Raw genomic sequence first — 16,482 nt, 5'->3', positions numbered from 1 at the left:
GTAGGCGGCAGGACCCGAGGAACGGACCGACCCGGCGTCGGACAACAGTCGGGACGGGAACCGGACACCGGTCGCGGACCACCCGACGCGGACGCCGGACCGAGACTGGTTCCGCCGCTGTGGGGAGCGGACGATTGGTGCTCTCACGGATCTGTCAGCGCCGACCGCGCTGCTCACGACAGATCCGTGACAGACGCCGGCCGTTGATATCCGCTCCACCGCGGAGGTACTGTCCACGGCCGTCGTGCCGTCGCCGATCATGCAGCCGCACCCTCCCGGCCGGATGCGTCAACGGCATACCTGGCCAGATCTGCCAGCCGCAGACGCGGCCCTTCGCGGCCGGCCACGGCCCACACCGCCTCTGCCGGGCCGAGGCCCGTCGTCGCGGCGTGGTCGCGGGCCCCGGTGGCGACCGGCACCGCCAGCGGCACGTCGGCCAGCACGCGGCGTAGGTTGCGCTCTCGGGCAGCAGAGTGCAGCCAGAACAGCACCGGCCACGCCCGCCCGATCGTGCCGAAAAGCTCCCGATAGCCGTCCACCTTGCCGGCCAAGATCGACAACTGCTCGGCGCCGGTGTCATACTCGATGAAGAACGGCACCTCGACATCATTCTCGACCCACCGGCCGTAGCCGTCCGGGCGAACCCTCGGCTGATACGCCCGCACCAGCCCCGGATCCTGTCGGCTGGTGAACGTCCCGGCACGCTGGCACACCACCTCCGGCAACCACTCCACCAAGCCGGTGCCCGGATGAGTACGGGCGTGCCCGGCCAGGTCAGTGAAGAAGCCGTTCACCCCGAGGCGGTGAGAGAGGCTGCGGGTGGAGGTCCAGCGCCGCCGTTCCACCCGGGCGTGGTCGCGCCGGGGTGGGCGTTCGTCGCGGCTGGCGGCGACGACCTCAGCGCCGAGCTGGTCGATGACGTAGTGGTACGGGTAAGAGCCGCCGTCGGCCCGTTGCGGTCGGAACCGAGCGACGAGGCGCAGCCGATACAGAGTCCGTAATCGGCGCTGGCAGAAGTCGAGCGACGGGAACAGTGCCTGGGCGATCTGGAACGACGTCAGCACGCCGTGGTCGTAGAGCCAGCCCAGCAGGACCCGGTCACGATCGGTCAGCTGCGACTGGACCCGCAGAACCGGATCATCCATCCACCATCACCTCCTCTCCGATACGTATGGCCTCCCAGGGGAGACCCGAGACCAGGACGGGTCTGTCGCAGCACAACCAGCCAGTGTTGACAGACGGGCTGACCTGCGGTGTGAGCGGGAAATGGGGTCCGTTCGGGTGTCCGGCTGAAGACTGACCCCAACGGGGACGTCAACCCGGACCCCGCAACGGAGGTCAACACGGAATCTGTCAGCGCCACCGGCAGAAAGCCGGAACGCGGTGAGACGGGATGTACAGAGAACACAAGAGCTCCTTGATCGAAAGAATGGGACGTCGACTGCCGTAGCGCCATAGGTGTGCGCCGCCGCAGCCGCCGGCGGGCGCGGAAGACGACGGCAAGGCGCACTGTGGAGTTGTCAACGAACACGCCAACCGGCACACCGGCCGACCCGAGGCACGGATCAGGGCAGCAACAAGCCGACACGACCACCAGTGAGGTTGTTGTCGCGGCAGCAGGAACAGCGGTCGCAGTTGTGGAGGGCAGAGCGGGCGGCAGCGTGCCGCGCCGGCAGCGGGCTCGTCTCAGCCTGGAACAGCTACTGCGGGAACCGTCGACATCACGACGGCCCGGTGGGGCGTCGACTCAACCCGCCGGAGAAAAATCCTTCATGACGACTCCCCTGTCACTCGACACCATCGACAGCCCGCCCACTCCCAAGCCTCCAACGACCGGCGACGCTCCCGAAGGAGCGCCACCACCCCGGCCGATCGAACATGGCGGGCAGACCGTCACGCGGTCACGTTCGTATCAGTACGCCTCCGCCGGCAGCACCCTGTCAACCAGCATCACCGACAGTCGATCATGACTCTCCCCGGACCCAGCCGGACGCGCTGGTACCCGTCAACCCGTACTGGTATCCAGTGGTACGGATTCCCTGCCGAAAATGACAGAAAAATCTTGGCGGACGCGTACCGCCGTCCCACATCGCGAGAGTTTGTTCCGTGGGGAAGACGCTCGGGGATCAGATGAGCCACCGCGACTCGAGACAAGGGGCCCGATTTTCGGCGCACGTTGATCCGCCTGAGCCCGAGGGGCCACAATCCCAGGATGATCTCGAGCGTGTTCTTCGACGCGGGTGAAACGATCGTCGACGAGTCCCGGGAGTACGGCACCTGGGCCGACTGGCTCGGCGTCCCACGGCACACCTTCTCGGCCGTCGTCGGCGCGGTCATCGCTCGCGGTCTGGACTACCGCGAGACGTTCCAGGTGTTCCGGCCCGGGTTCGACCTCGCGCAGGAGCGGCAGCGCCGGGCCGACGCCGGGAAGCCGGAACACTTCTCCGAGGAGAACCTGTACCCGGATGCCTGGCCGCCCTACGGAGGCTGGGCGTGCAGGTCGGCCTAGCCGGCAACCAGACCGCCCGAGCCGAGACCATCCTGCGCGCCTTGAACCTGCCGGTCGACGTGATCGGCACGTCGGATGGTTGGGGCGTGGAGAAGCCGTCGGCGGCGTTCTTCGACCGCGTCGTCGCGGAAGCGGGCTGCCCCGCCGACCAGGTCCTGTACGTCGGAGACCGGCTCGACAACGACATCCGGCCAGCACAGGCCGCCGGACTCGCGACCGCCCTGATACACCGCGGCCCATGGGGACACATCCTCGACGACAAGACCATCAGCGACCGCTGCCTCTTCCATCTCGACTCGCTGGCGGAGCTGGCCGAACTGGTAGCAGGTACAACGAGTCGGCCGGCTAGTCAGATCGGGACGCCGTTGATGGTCTCAGCCGGGCGCTGCGCCCCGAGCATGACCTGAAGGCGTGGATCGTGGACCCACAGGTCCGCCGGCAGCGGGTCGGACAGGGGTTTGACCCATCGTTCGACGAAGCTCATCAGCACGGCAGTCCTGGGGCGGTCCGATCGGTTGTAGCCGGAGCGGTGCCAGGTCGCGGCAGCCATGATGAGTAGCGTTCCCGGCTCGACGATGAGCGTCTCCGCGGAGTCGAGGCCGGTCTTCGGTGGTCGGCGAGGCGGGTTGTGCGAGCCGGGTACGAGCCGGGTGGCACCGTTGGTCTCGGTGAATTGGTCTACGGCCAGGACGCACTGCAGTCCAAGTACGCCGCCGGAGACGAGGTCGCTCATCTCGTTGTAGGGATAGTCGATGTGCCAGTCGTCTACTGGCTGGCCGGGCTTGACGACGTTGAGGCTGTAGTCGGACAGCAGGTAGTACCTGCCGAGTAGCTCGTCGAGAAGATCCGCGAGCCCTGGCTTGGCCACCATGTCGGTGAAGATGGGATCGAACTGGTAGAGGTCCCACACCCGGGTTGACTTGGGGTAATGATGGGCGTGCTCGCCACCGGTCAGGTTCATGGCCGACTGCTGGAGCGTCGCGCACTCGGTGGGCGAGGCGTAGGCCGGCCAGATCGTGTAGCCCTGCTGCCGCACTTCGTCGGCGAGGACAGCTGGCACTATCGTCATGGATCAACTCCTGCTGTCGGGGTGGGAGACGCGCACTTCGATGACGTCGGCACGGCGGTCATGGTGTGAGAGGTCGATCACCGACCCTGCCGGCTCAAGCAGGGTAAGGATGGTGTCGGCTAGTGGGACCACCAAGTCGTCGCGGCGTACGTGATACCTCTCGACCAGCGTTGTCTCTGGCTCCTCCGGGTTCCACTGCTGGTCATCGTGGTGCGTGATCACCCTCGTTCCACCCATCTGTCGGTCAGCTTCTCCATGATCTCTGGGACACCGACGAGTTCTATCGGTTGGCGCGCGACCCACTGCCCCAGGTGGTCCAGGTACTCCTTCATGCTGTTGCTCGTCAGCCCCGCGAGATCGAGGACGGCGATGGCGTTCGCCCGGTCGTGCAGTTGTCGGGCGATCCGGCGTACGACGCCGTCTGGAAACGCAGGGCGGGCGGTGATCCGTTCGGCCGGTAGGACCAGCAGTGCCGGCTGGACCGGTTGCCCGTGCAGCCAGCGGTCCACGGCTGCCGAGGAACTGGTCTGTACGAGTGCACGCACGCCCAGATCGGCGAGAGCCTGGGGAGATTCGTCAGGTGGATCTTTGCCGATCAGGATGGCGTATGGGGTTCCTGCTGGGTCGCCCCGGCCGATGGCCGGCGCGGAAACGCTCCTGCCGTGGCGCCGTTCCCTCACCACCACGGCATCCCGCAATTCGGGCGGGAGCTTCCCGGTGGGGTGGTCATCCGGGTCCACAGCAGCAGGCGGAAGAAGTACCAACAGCAACTGCTTGCGGCGGACCCGGATGGTGCGGTCTCCGTCGGTTTGCTGGTGAAGTTCTCGCACGACCGCCTCGACGGCCTCGGTGCGCGGCTCTACCCGGTTCTGGCGGGGTGGGCGTGCCAGAGCTTCCCGGATCAGGGGCTCCAGGCTCGTCTGGTCGGGTTGCCCGACGGCTCCGCCGTAGCAGACGGCAACACGGGCGGCGTGCTCGTCGAGGCCTTCCATGAACGACCTGTCAGGGACGAGGACCAGTCGGGCGTGTCCCGTGAGCGCCTCGGACAAGGCGTTGTTTCCTGGCTTGATCACGGCGACGTCGGCGGCGGCCAGCAGGGCGGGGAGTCGCGGCTCGAACCTCCGTACCGTCACGTTGGGGGCAGGCCGGATCTCACCGCCTGCGTAGTACGGACCGGTGACGAAGACGAAGACGGCGGGATTCGCCTCGGCGGAGAGGGCAGCGGCGATGCGGTGGCAGGCGTGGAACAGGCGGTGACCGTAACCGTCGGGCATCTGATCGCCGCCGGCGCCACCATTGACCACGACCAGCGGTGCTCCGTGTGGCGAGTACTCGCGGCGGACTGCGGTCGCCTGCGATCGTCGCGGCGCGCAAGCGATATTGCCGACGAAGGCGAACCGGTTACTCGATTCCACAGCGGCCAGTGTTTCGCCGCTGTGGCCCTCCCGACGGAAGTCGACTTCATCCTGGGCGATCAGGATTCGGTCGTAGTGGGCCAGATCGCCGCGTTGGCGGATCTGATCCAGTGACAGCCCGTCGAGCCGGCGCATGACCAGGATCCGTGGCCGGTCGGCGAGAGCGGGCAGCCGGCGGTACCGGGCATCGGGGTAGGTGTCCTCGATGACGACGGCCGGGTTGAGCCGGTCGAGCAGGCGGTCGAGCAGATCGGTGTAGAAGTCCTCGGTGACCGCGGACGGTACGCGGTGCAGCAGGGGGAGGTTCACCACCCGTACGGGGCTATCACGGTAGAGCACCAGTGAGCTGGCCTGGCTGATGACGACGGGCCTCAGTCGACCTGCCTTTTGTACGGCCTCGGCGAGGATCAGCGCGCGACGGATGTGGCCGAACCCGATGCCGTTCTTGACAAGGAAGACGGCGTTTCTCATTTGGCGATCCGCTCGCGGGTGTCGAGGCTGAGCAGGCGTAGAAGTGTCCGGCGCGCGACGGTGTGGGTGTGTCGTTCCTCGATGGTGGCGCGTGCCGCTGCGCCGAGGCGTCGCCGCTCGGTCGGGTTTGCGGCCAGGTGGAGCAGCGTGGATGCCATGCCGGCGACGTCGTGCTCAGGTACCAGCCGGCCGTTGCGCCGGTCGTCGACCACCTCGGGGATTCCGGCGTGGTGGGTGGCGACGACCGGAACCGCGGCCGCCATGGCTTCCAGGATGGCCAGGGGTTGTCCCTCGGTGTCGCCGTCATCGGGTGCGGTGACCGCGTGGTGCAGAAAGACGTCCGCGGAGCGCACGAGGGCCAGCGTGTCAGCATGCGGGAGTCGCCCGTGTAGGCGCACCCGGTCGGCGAGCCGGTGGGCGTCGACGTACTGACGGGCATCATTCGCCAGCGGGCCTTCACCTACCAGATCGAGGGTGAGGCGGTCGTCGTTCGTTGCGGCGCGACGGAAAGCATCTATGAGAAGCACGGGCGCTTTCTTGGGCACGAGTCGACCCACGGCGACGCATCGGATCATGTTGTCCCCGTCGGATGCAGTCCGCAGTCCGGGCAGGTCAACGCTGTATCGGACGACGTGGACGTTGTCCGCCGGCAGGCCGGCTTCGGCCAGTGTCTGGGCGGCCACGTGACTGGGCACGATGACGCCCGCGGCGTCGGCGTACCGGCGGTATGCCTGCCGCCAGCGCGACTCCCTCAGCCGGGCAGATAAGTCGACCCCATGTCCCCGGATCCACGTTCGCACATTCTGCGCGGCCAGAAAGTCGAACCACCGGTCGGCGAAGTCGAGGTACTCCACAAGTACCGTCTCGACCTCGTGACGGGCGAGGAAGCTCGCCACCGCAGCCATTCGCTCCGGCCCGACAGGCGGATCGCTGGGCAGTGGTTCGAAGACCAGATGGGGGCAGCCTCCTACGTCCCAGGCCGGAGATCGGCGCACCGAGTCGCCGCGGGGTGGCGGATCGGCGACGACAACGGTGCCACCTGGCAGAAGTTCGTGGACGTCCCAATGGATGAACGTCTCGCTCACCAGGCCGATTTCGGGTACAAAAACGCAGAGCGGATGCGGCACGCCGATCAGTATCGACCTACCGCTTCTCCGTCACCACCCCATGATCGGGCGAGCTTCGCCGGTCCGGATCCGACAGCCCGCCTGGTGGGTGGCTATCGTTCGGGCCGGGCCTGGAGCGTCGGCTAGATTGCACAGCATGGCAAACCTGGAACAGCTGCTGCAGAAACGGCTCACGCCAGCCTTCGAAACGGTCGCCGGTGCCCCGGCTGACCCGAGCCTGCGCCGATCGCAGCACGCCGACTTCCAGGCCGACGGCGCGCTGCCGCTGGCCCGCAAACTCGGTCGCAACCCTCGCGAGATCGCGGCCGACGTGGTCCGGCACGCGCATCTGGACGACTTGTGCCAGTCGGTGGAGATCTCCGGCCCAGGGTTCATCAACCTGACCTTCGCCGAGGACGCCCTCGCGCCACTGATCGCGGAGATGGCCGGCCAGGGACGCCTCGGCGTTGCCCCGGTCACACAGCCGGACACCGTAGTGATCGACTATTCGGCACCCAACGTCGCCAAGGAAATGCACGTCGGGCACCTGCGATCCACGGTCATCGGCGACGCCGCCGTACGACTGCTCGAATGGCTCGGCCACCGGGTGATCAAGGCCAATCATCTGGGCGACTGGGGCACACCGTTCGGCATGCTGATAGAGCATCTGCTGGACATCGGGGAAACCGAGGCTGCGCACGAGTTGTCGCTGGGTGATCTGAACTCGTTCTACAGAGCGGCGCGCGCGAAGTTTGACACCGACGACGCTTTCAAGGAGCGGGCGCGTACCCGGGTGGTCGCGCTACAGGGTGGCGACGAGCAGACGCTGCGGCTGTGGCGGCTGCTCGTGGACGAGTCGGAGAAGTACTTCCTGGCGGTCTATGACCGGCTCGACGTCTGCCTGACGGAGAAGGACTTCTTCGGCGAAAGCTTCTACAACGACCGCTTGCATCCGGTCGTGCAGGAATTGGATCGACTCGGGCTGCTAAGGGACAGCGAGGGCGCCAAAGTGGTGTTCCCACAGGGGTTCACCAACCGGGACGGTGACCCACTGCCGATCATCGTGCAGAAGCGCGACGGTGGCTTCGGCTACGGTGCCACCGACCTGGCCGCGATCCGCTACCGGACCCAGGAACTTCACGCCAACCGGCTGCTCTACGTAGTGGGGCTACCGCAGAAGCAGCACTTCGAGATGGTGTTCGAGGCGGCACGCGAGGCAGGTTGGCTCACCACCGCGGCTCGCGCCCAGCACGTCGGTTTTGGCTCAATCCTCGGCCCGGACGGCAAGATCCTACGCAGCCGGGCCGGCGACACGATCAAGTTGGTGGAGCTGATCGACGAGGCAGTGGCACGAGCGGCGGCGCTGGTCGCGGAAAAGAATCCCGACCTCGACGACGAGACACGCGCGGAAGTCGCTCGGATGGTGGGCATCGGCGCGATCAAGTACGCCGACCTGTCCAACGACCGAGTCAAGGACTATGTCTTCGACTGGCAGCGGATGCTGTCCTTCGACGGCAACACCGCCCCGTACCTGCAGTACGCCCACGCCCGGATCCGGTCGATCTTCCGCCGGGGCGGGGTCGCCGCCCCGGCCGGCCTGTCGGCGGTAGCCGTATCCGAGCCGGCCGAACGCACCCTGGCCATCGAACTACTGGCCTTCGAAGGGGTCGTCGCCACGGTAGCCGAAACGCTGGAGTTCCACCGCCTCGCCGCGTACCTCTACACCCTGGCGACCGCGTTCACCGCCTTCTACGAGAAGTGCCCGGTGCTACGCGCCGAGGGCGAGACCCGGGAGAGCCGGCTCGCGCTGTGCGACCTGACCGCCCGGGTCCTCGCCCGCGGCCTAACCCTGCTCGGGATTGGTGCCCCGGTGCGGATGTAGGTCAGCCGAACTGGTCACAGGTATCCGAGGCGGCGGCAGAGGGACCGAAGTTCCTCGGGTATCTCGGGTTCTGTGGGGTTGGGCCGGCCGGGCAGCACCCGGCCGGTCCGGATCCGCTCGGTGAAGTCGCCGATGCCGGCCCGGAACGGTCCGTGGTCGTACCTGCCGTAGTCGAGCATGCCCGGATCCCACTCCACGCCGAGATCGCCGCACAGCCCCCGGACGACCTGCTCGGGCCGTCGAGTGAGATCCTCGTACCGGATAGTGACTCCCGGCAGGCTGCGACGTGCTTCGTCCAGCCGGGCAAGGAACAGCCGGACCAGGTCGGTCGACTCGGCGGGGGTGGCGTGCGGCCGGGCAACGATCGCCGACTGCACCACCCGAAGCGGGTGCCGCAGCAGAAACACGTACCGCGCCTGGGGCCAGCACTCCGCCACCCGCTGCCAGCGCAGCACGTTGGTCGGGGTCTTGTCGACGATCAGGCGTTTGCCGGAACGGGTGAGCTCGCGGTGCAACAGCCGGTCCCACAGCAGGTGCTCCAGTTGCCGGTTGTCGAGGCCGGCCACCTGCATGGCCAGGTGGGCGAAGGGGCTGTCCAGGTGAACGGATAGGTCGACGAGGTGCAGTTCATACGGTGCGTGAACATGAGGATGGCTGTTCAGGATACAGCGCAGCAGGGTGGAACCCGACCGGATAGAGCTGAGCACGAATACGGGCGACGCCACCAGCCGCTCGGCACCGGCGGTCATATTCGCGCCTGTGGCGCCCGGTCCAGCCCGAGCGCGCGAAGGAGTGCTGACGGGTCGTGTGCCGTGCGGCGGACCAGCGCCCGCGCCTGTTCGGTGAGCTGGTCCAGGCAACTGGAGTGGGTGACCACTAGCCGCTGGTCGAGCAGCGACCGCAGCACCTCCGTCTCGTCGCTCTGGGCTGTGTGTGGCGCGATGCCGCACGTGCTCGCCCGGGCGATGATCGCGGCGAGCGCGGAGCCTTCGAGGATCGCTCGGCACGCGTGGGTCGAGAACAGCTCGACCGGGTAGTCGCAATCCGGGGTGAAGCCGAGCGCCCGCTGCAGGGCGGCGAATCCGGCTTGGGCGCGGCGCCGCTGCGGCCCGTCGAGGTCCCATCGAGTGAGCACAAAACAGTCGAGGTCGCTGCCCGGACCGTCGCGGCCGGTCGCCACCGAGCCGTAGACAAAGGCGGCACTGACCGCCGTACCGAGATGTTCCTGCAGGCAGCGGCGGATCGGGGCGAGTTTCATGGCATGTCGCTCCAGCCTGCCGGTCCGGCGACCGGCGGCGGCGTGCTGGAACCACCCGACGTCATGCTGAGTTCGGCCAGCAGATCAGGCACCAGCGGGGTCGCGGCGCGGAGCAGCCGGTCCATCGCGCGGTCCAGGTCGGCCCGGGTGAGCAGAGGGTTGCCGGGACACGTCGCCATGATGGTGTACGAGGTGCCCGCACCCGCCCCGACCCGGTCGCCGAGATCGGACAGGGTGTGCTCGTCGAAGCACACCTGCCCCGTCCGGTACAGGATCGTGTTCAGTCTCGAGGTGTACCGGCTGATTGTCTGCGCCGAACGGCGGCGTCGCAGCGGATCGAACCCGGCCAGGAGTCGCCGTACCTCGGGCGGGCACAGCACGAAAGCCAGGCGGTAGAAGTCCACGTCGTTGAGGCGGACAAAGAGGTCACTGTCGTCGATGCGGCGCTCCAGGTACCGCACGTGGGTCTGCCGGCTCTCGACTAGGTCGCCAAGATGACGCACCCCGACGTGGCGCAGCAACATCCAGGTCGCGAGGCTTTCGAACCCCCGCGAACCGAGGAACGGCGTGATAAGCCCCAGATCCCAGCACCCGTCCGCCATCACCGCCGCCTCGTGCCGGCTGAAGTGGGTCAGCACTCCCCGATCCCGGAAGACGACATATGACGACGGATATGGCGTGAACAGGCCCTTGTGCGGGTCCAGTGACACCGAATCGGCTAGGTTGATGCCGCTGAGGTGCCGCCGGCGTAGCCGCTCGCTGAAGATCATGCTGCCGCCGTGGCAGGCGTCGACGTGGAACCAGATGTGGTGCCGCCGGCAGATGTCAGCCAGCGCCGCCAGGTCGTCCAGGCCGGTCGTCCGGCAGTTGCCGGCCACCCCTACCACCATGAACGGTGTCTTGCCCGGTGGCGGGTCGGCCAGTGCCGCCGCCACGGCGGCTGGGTCCGTGGTGTAGCCGGCCTCGGCGCCCACGCTGATCACGGCGTCCCAGCCCAGGCCCAGGTGGAAGGCGGCGTCGCTGTGCGAGTAGTGCGCGATGGGTCCGGCCATGACCACCGCAGGCTGGGTGTCGAGTCCCGCCAAGCCGCGCTGCCGCACCTGCGGAAACCGTCGCCCCAGTGCCACCAGCATGGCGATGTGGTTGGACAGGTGCCCGCCAGTGGCCCACAGGCCAGCTACGTCACGCACCCCGCGCAGGTCCGCCACCGGCGCCGAGTCGTACCCCACCAGTTCCCGGAGCCACTCGATCACCTGTATCTCCACGAAGGTGGCCGACGGCGCGCTGCGATCCACGGCGATGAGGTTCTGGTGGAGAATCCGACCCAGCACGCCTCCGGCCACCGCGGCCACGGCGTTTCCCGTGTCCGGAAAGGCCAGGTAGGCGGGGTGGGACTGAGCGATCGCGTAACGGGCGACGACCTCGTCAACTTCGGTCAGCACAGTATCGAGGTCCACACCGTCGCGAGGCAGGGGCCGGCTTAGCACCGTGCGCAGTTCGTCCGGTTCGCGGTAGTGCAGGAATGGTTCGTCGGTGCGGTGCAGCAGGTCCAGACCGATGCGAGTCGCCCTGGCCAGTGACTCCTCGTGGGTCTTGCGTGCCTCCTCGTTGCCCACCAGGTAGGTGTCGAGCTGCGTCTGGTTCAGCCCGGTGAGCGTGGAGCCCGCGACATGCAGGATTTCGTCGACGAGAAGACACGGATCGGTCGTCAGCTCGTCGTACCAGCGATCGTAAGCCAGCCGGAAGGTGGCGAGCCGCGCGGATCCGATCGCCTCGAGCACGTCGATCGCTGCCGTCGTCCGCGGTGACGTCATTTCGGGCGTACCGTGCGCCCGTAGTCGCAGGTTGCGGCAGATGTCCGCCTCCATCGCCGCCTCGAGAACCTCAAGCACAGCCGCCAGTTGCTCCGGCCCGGCTACCGCCCGGAGCAGGCCGAACAGCCGGGCCTCCTCCCTGACCGGCACGAAGTCGCCCCAGAAGTGCCCAAGTTCGTGTCCGTACAGGATGCCTCCGCCGGGGCGGGTGTGCCGGCCTTCCAGCACGGCGCTGGCCCGCAACAGCTCACGGCGCTGGCGCCACGTCACGGTCGCCACGCCGAGCAGAGCACGCTCGAAACCGTCAGCCGCGCGTACCTGGTCGTCGTCAACGTCGGGCTCGTCTGCGGCCGATGCGAACAGGCGGGATGCCTCCTCTGCGGTAAGACAGTCGGCGAAGAAGATCTGATGCCACCGCAGACACTCGGCGGCACGAACCGGGTCGGTTCCGGCTACCACGACCTCCTCGAAATCGATCAACACCAACTGGCTGTCGCGGAGGAACATGTTGCGCGGAGCGAACCCCTGCCACACGACGCCCGCGGCCAGCATGGTGCACCGCAGTGCGATCATGGAGTCGATGAGCGCGCCACGCTCGCCCAAGGCGAAGGCATCCTCTCGGAAGCGGTCCTCCAGCGTCTGGCCGAGGTTCGGGGCGAACACCCAAGGGTCGTCTTCGCCCTGCTGGACCCGGACGTACTCGTCGTGCGCGACAACGGGAAGCGGCGCCACATCCGACACCGCCGTCAACAGCTCGCTCATCCGCTGTTGATGGGCGGATCGTTCCGCTACGGACTCGGCTGCCCAGCGCAGCGCGACCAATTCCCGCCCATCGGCGCAGATCAGATGCGCCTGCCGCGAGGGGTGCAGCGGCACCGCCGTCTGCTCCAGACAAGGATGCGCGGTGACGAACGCGGTGACGTCCGCGTGGTGGCGAAGCAGGTCTCGGACGACAGTCAGCAGCGGCTCACTTCCCACGACGGTCCGGTGTCCACGGGGCTCCGGGGCCAGGCGCTGCGGTGTTGCGAGTCGCTCGGTCGGAGATTGCCGGGTCCCCGTTCCGGCGAGGATCGCGGCCGCCCGGCCCGCGTCGTGGTCAACCACGATGGCAGAGCGTGCCGCCAGGACCGCCGCAGGATCCGCGCTCCTCTCGAGTTGAGCCAGAACCACCGCGTAGCGGGCCCGGTACCTCGACGACAGCGAATTGACGCCGTCGAGCACCCGCCGCCATGCGGTTACCCGCCTCCGGTCCAGGTTCTGTGCGGCAGCGGCGATCCGGCCCGTGCTCAAGCAGGCACCTCCCGCTGCTGGTACCGCCGTTCCAGGTCCGCAAGGACTTCAGCCTTCACCTCAGGCCGCTGCGTGTGATACATCGAGCTGGGGCTGATCTTGCGATCGCAGTGATAAACATCGAGCGGCCACGACTCGGGGAAGGCGATGCGGCGGCCACCGGTGGTGCCGACGTGCGATACCACATCCTCCCAGTTGTAGCTGAGGTCGGATCGGTCGATGAATACGTCAAGGTCAAACCCGCCGAACCGCTCCGCTACCGGCACGAAACGCGCCACGTCGTAGGCGACGAAGTGGGTGGACAGCCGGTTGACCGATCGAACTCCGGGCTCAATCACGGCGCCCCGGTCGGCCAGCTTCCAGGTCCACTTCTCATGATCACTCACCTTCGACAGCACGGGAACGTCGGGATGGCGTTCAAACAGCTCCCGGCACGTCCTCAGGACATCGAACGAACGCTCGGTGCGGTACATGACGACGTCGTCCTCGATCACGATCAAGTACGGGGCACGCAGCGGAAAGAAGCGGCGATGACCGTTGTTCGAGGGGTCACCGCCGGCCATATGTCTCCGGCGGCTGCGAAGCTGCACCTCGTCCACGCCCCACTGCCTCATCCGATCGGGCAGCGCGACAGCGATGTCCTCCGGGGTTCCGTCAGCGAGTACGACCACTTCGTAGGTCTCGGATGTCAAGGTGGTCAGTGCCTCCAGACAGCGCGGAAGGGTCGTCGACAGCAGGCCGAGATCCGCGTGGAACAGGAACGCGATCCGCCACACCGGCCCCCGGGCTGGTGCCGCAGTCTCACCAGCTGTCTCAGCGTCGCTCACCAATACCCCCTCGTTTTTCGAACCTGCCGCCAACGACCTACGGCCTCGGCGGACAAGGATCACGATGATATTCATGAAACCCCTCGCCGCCCACCCGGTTACAGTTGGTGATCGTGGCGGGAACCTCGCTTGCCGTCGATCTCCCTTGAGTGGAGCACCTGTGGCTCCACCGGGCAGGGCTGCGGGTGGTGAACTCCGGGAAGCCCGATGATGATCGCGTGAATGTCATGAACATTGACGACTCCACGCAGCAGGGCCGCCGACCCGATCGCCTCTCCGCTACCGTCTGACCGGGGATCGATGTGGAGGTTCCGATGGGCGAGACGTCGGCGCTGGCCGATCTTCTACTGCTGGCGGAGTGGGGACCGCGCCAGCTCGTTGCCGCCATCAATGCTCGGCTGTCCAGCCAGGGCCGCGACCGGCTCCGGTTGGATCCGACCGCCGGATACTCCTGGGTCCGGCGCGGCTTCCGGCCCCGGCCGCCCATCCCGGACATCGCGGCGGCTGTGCTCACCGATCGTGTCGGCTACGCGATCACCGCCGACCAGCTGTGGCCCGGACGTTCGCGTACGGCCTCGGCACCACGGTCCGCAGCAGCAGGCCTGGATGCCCTCACGCACATCGACGACCTCATGCGGGAACTGAGCCTGCTCACCACCAGCGCACCGACTCCGAGCAGCCCTGTCGCGGATGCCTGCGGAGCCGACCTGACCGCCACTGTCCTCGATCAACTCCGCAGTGCCGTGCTCGTGGCTCGCAACCGCGCCGGTCACGAACACGTACTGCCGGAACAGGTCAGTCTGATCGCCGCCCACGTGGGGGCATTGCGCCGGCTCGACGACCGGCACGGCGGCGGCACCCTCAGCCTGCGATACGTCACCGCTGAGCTGCGCAACGTCGTCGACCTCGTGGAGTACGCCAACTACGACGTGCGGACCGGCCGCAGGCTGCTGGCCATCGTCGCCGATCTCGCCCAACTACTGGGCTGGTTGCACTTCGATTCCAGCCGCTACGGCTCAGCCGAGCGGTACCTACTGCTCAGCATCGGCGTGTGCCGGGCTCTGGCAGCACACGACCGGGCCGCCAACGCGATCGGCATGCTCAGCTACGTCTCGGCGTTCGCCGGTCACGGCCACCAGGCCGTCCGGCTGGCCGAGGCCGCCGCCGCCGAGGATCGCCGGACCGATCCCGTTCTGCGAGCCCGCCTGCTGGGCCGCGACGCCACCGCCGCGGCGGCCGACGGCGATCTCGCCCGGTTTCGCCGCTGCGCCGACCGGGCCACCATGCTGCTCGAAAGCGGCCGGAACCCGGACAGCACGTCGTTCCTGTACTACCTGAGCCCCATGCAACTTGCGGCCGAATCCGGGCAAGGGCTGGTGGTACTCGCCGAACGGACGACAGCCAACCGCGACCGGCTGCTCGACGAGGGCATCGATCTGCTCGCCGACTCCGTCGCCAGCATGATCACACCCGTCGAGCGACCACCCTACGCGCGTTCCGGTCTGCTCCACCTGACCTTCCTCGCCCGCGCCCACCTGCTGCGCGGCAACCTGCCCGAAGCTGTGGCCGTCATGCGGACCGGCCTCGAGCTGCTACCACAGGTGCAGTCACCGCGCGGGCGCAACTACCTGCGGCGACTACGACCGATCCTGGCCCGCCGGGCACGATCCAGCGCTGTCGCCGATTTCCTGCCGGAGTTCGATACGGCACTATCGACGGTGTGACAAGCGCTCTACCGGCCGACGCCGCAGGGATGGCCCTGCGCGAAGCCCGGGTAGACCATCCCCACGCCGCTCGGCTCCTGCGCGCCTTCCGCGACGAACAGGTTGCCCGGTACGGCTTCGCCGATCCGGTCGATCTCGATCCGCACACGTACTCGCCACCGAACGGAACCTTCGTCATTGCGTACCAAGGTGGCCGTCCCGTCGGCTGCGCCGGCTGCCGCTGGTACGACCGAAGCATCGGCGTCGTCGAAGTCAGGAAGACCTACCTGATAGCTGAGGCACGGGGACGCGGGCTCGGCCGGGCACTGCTGCACAGGCTGGAGAGCCACGCAGTCGGCTGGGGCGCCCGGCGGGTCATCCTCGAAACCGGCGTCCGCAACACCGCCGCGCTCGCCTTGTTCGCCGCCAGCGGCTACCAGCCAACGGCACAGTATGTCCCCGGCCGGGACCCCACGATCAACCGAGCCTTCGTGAAACCGCTCACCCCAGCTCCGCAACCACCCGACGCCCCGGCCACGCGGACCACCACTCGATAGCCACCATCGCCCAACCGGGACTGCCCCGGTTCGATTACAGCAGTTCACCGAATTCACGCGCCAAGAGACGTGTTCCCGCTGTTCACGGCTCGACCACATTCCACTTCCATACCGCCCCTGGTCGACTGGTAATCGCGGAACGTCACGCACGCAAGCCCGTGCCGCTCCGCGACAAGCAGGCCCAGGGCGGGTGCCGGCGTTCGCACGATCACGCTCCCAGGACCGTCGGGCACAACCCCACCCGCCCCGGTGCCGCTCCAACGAACACCGACCGGAGCGTGCAGACGCGCACAATTTGACCCCGGGGAGAGCCATGAGCACCACCTACCTCAGCACCGAGGCGCTGGCCCACCTGGCCTGTGCCCAGCAGACCATTGAGGAGCACCTCCTGCGCTGCAGGACATGCGGTACCAACCGCCCCTGCTACAACCGCATCGAAGCCGAACGCGTCTTCCTCCGCTACGGACGCCTCCCCCGACGCACACCCGGCCTCACCGGCGCCGCCACCCGGCGCCCCGGCCTCGGTTGGTTCCACTGCCCATGACACTTCCCTGGGACCCGACCAGCCCACCCGTGCAACC

13 protein-coding genes and 1 pseudogene are annotated in these 16,482 nt (G+C 67.7%); 5 read left to right on the top strand and 9 right to left on the bottom strand.

Annotated features, from left to right (window positions below):
• Window positions 1-257: 257 nt before the first annotated feature.
• Window positions 258-1,145: a replication-relaxation family protein gene (locus K228_RS0110870; RefSeq protein WP_020216763.1), complete on the bottom strand. Its 888-nt coding sequence runs from the start codon at window positions 1,143-1,145 to the stop codon at window positions 258-260.
• A 1,067-nt stretch (window positions 1,146-2,212) separates the two neighbouring features.
• On the opposite strand from K228_RS0110870, the pseudogene K228_RS25505 reads away from it, so the two are divergent.
• Window positions 2,213-2,916: pseudogene (locus K228_RS25505) on the top strand (HAD family hydrolase).
• On the opposite strand, the gene K228_RS0110860 reads toward K228_RS25505, so the two are convergent.
• Genes K228_RS0110860 through K228_RS0110845 form a run of 4 tightly spaced genes read right to left on the bottom strand, consistent with a single transcriptional unit; the run spans window position 2,859 to window position 6,549 of the window.
• Complete coding sequence (locus K228_RS0110860) at window positions 2,859-3,578, bottom strand: phytanoyl-CoA dioxygenase family protein (RefSeq protein ID WP_020216762.1); 720 nt, start codon at window positions 3,576-3,578, stop codon at window positions 2,859-2,861. The pseudogene K228_RS25505 and the gene K228_RS0110860 overlap by 58 nt on opposite strands.
• A gap of 3 nt (window positions 3,579-3,581) precedes the next feature.
• A complete protein-coding gene (locus K228_RS0110855; RefSeq protein ID WP_020216761.1) occupies window positions 3,582-3,800 on the bottom strand; it encodes a hypothetical protein in 219 nt (72 codons plus the stop codon).
• A complete protein-coding gene (locus K228_RS0110850) occupies window positions 3,797-5,464 on the bottom strand; it encodes a hypothetical protein (protein ID WP_025618466.1) in 1,668 nt (555 codons plus the stop codon). Before K228_RS0110850 ends, K228_RS0110855 begins: the two co-directional genes overlap by 4 nt.
• Window positions 5,461-6,549, bottom strand: coding sequence for a glycosyltransferase (locus K228_RS0110845; RefSeq protein ID WP_245603448.1), 1,089 nt, complete (start codon window positions 6,547-6,549; stop codon window positions 5,461-5,463). The genes K228_RS0110850 and K228_RS0110845 overlap by 4 nt, the downstream gene beginning before the upstream one ends.
• Before the next feature lie 178 nt (window positions 6,550-6,727).
• Here K228_RS0110845 and argS point away from each other — a divergent pair, with 178 nt between their 5' ends.
• A complete protein-coding gene (gene argS, locus K228_RS0110840; protein ID WP_020216758.1) occupies window positions 6,728-8,452 on the top strand; it encodes an arginine--tRNA ligase in 1,725 nt (574 codons plus the stop codon).
• A 14-nt stretch (window positions 8,453-8,466) separates the two neighbouring features.
• Here argS and K228_RS0110835 read toward each other — a convergent pair whose 3' ends face one another.
• From K228_RS0110835 to K228_RS0110820, 4 genes are read right to left on the bottom strand one after another with little or no spacing between them, the layout of a single operon-like run.
• Window positions 8,467-9,201: a sulfotransferase family protein gene (locus K228_RS0110835; RefSeq protein ID WP_020216757.1), complete on the bottom strand. Its 735-nt coding sequence runs from the start codon at window positions 9,199-9,201 to the stop codon at window positions 8,467-8,469.
• Window positions 9,198-9,710, bottom strand: a complete 513-nt coding sequence (locus K228_RS0110830) for a nucleotidyltransferase domain-containing protein (RefSeq protein WP_020216756.1) — start codon at window positions 9,708-9,710, stop codon at window positions 9,198-9,200. The genes K228_RS0110835 and K228_RS0110830 overlap by 4 nt, the downstream gene beginning before the upstream one ends.
• A complete protein-coding gene (locus tag K228_RS0110825; protein ID WP_020216755.1) occupies window positions 9,707-12,814 on the bottom strand; it encodes a pyridoxal phosphate-dependent decarboxylase family protein in 3,108 nt (1,035 codons plus the stop codon). The genes K228_RS0110830 and K228_RS0110825 overlap by 4 nt, the downstream gene beginning before the upstream one ends.
• Window positions 12,811-13,413, bottom strand: coding sequence for a hypothetical protein (locus K228_RS0110820; RefSeq protein WP_245603447.1), 603 nt, complete (start codon window positions 13,411-13,413; stop codon window positions 12,811-12,813). Before K228_RS0110820 ends, K228_RS0110825 begins: the two co-directional genes overlap by 4 nt.
• A 542-nt stretch (window positions 13,414-13,955) precedes the next feature.
• Here K228_RS0110820 and K228_RS0110810 point away from each other — a divergent pair.
• From K228_RS0110810 to K228_RS0110800, 3 genes are all read left to right on the top strand, one after another.
• Window positions 13,956-15,365, top strand: a complete 1,410-nt coding sequence (locus K228_RS0110810; protein ID WP_020216753.1) for an NsdA family TPR-like regulatory protein — start codon at window positions 13,956-13,958, stop codon at window positions 15,363-15,365.
• Window positions 15,362-15,901 carry a GNAT family N-acetyltransferase gene (locus K228_RS0110805; protein ID WP_245603446.1) on the top strand — a complete coding sequence of 180 codons (540 nt, stop codon included), beginning with the start codon at window positions 15,362-15,364 and terminating at the stop codon, window positions 15,899-15,901. Before K228_RS0110810 ends, K228_RS0110805 begins: the two co-directional genes overlap by 4 nt.
• A 313-nt stretch (window positions 15,902-16,214) precedes the next feature.
• A complete protein-coding gene (locus K228_RS0110800; RefSeq protein WP_020216751.1) occupies window positions 16,215-16,445 on the top strand; it encodes a hypothetical protein in 231 nt (76 codons plus the stop codon).
• Window positions 16,446-16,482 lie beyond the last annotated feature (37 nt).

This window comes from Salinispora cortesiana (genome assembly GCF_000484695.1).
In the GTDB taxonomy this organism is placed as follows: Bacteria; Actinomycetota; Actinomycetes; order Mycobacteriales; family Micromonosporaceae; genus Micromonospora; species Micromonospora cortesiana.
Note: the sequence above shows the minus strand (reverse complement) of the source record. Positions and strands in the feature narration are given on the sequence as shown.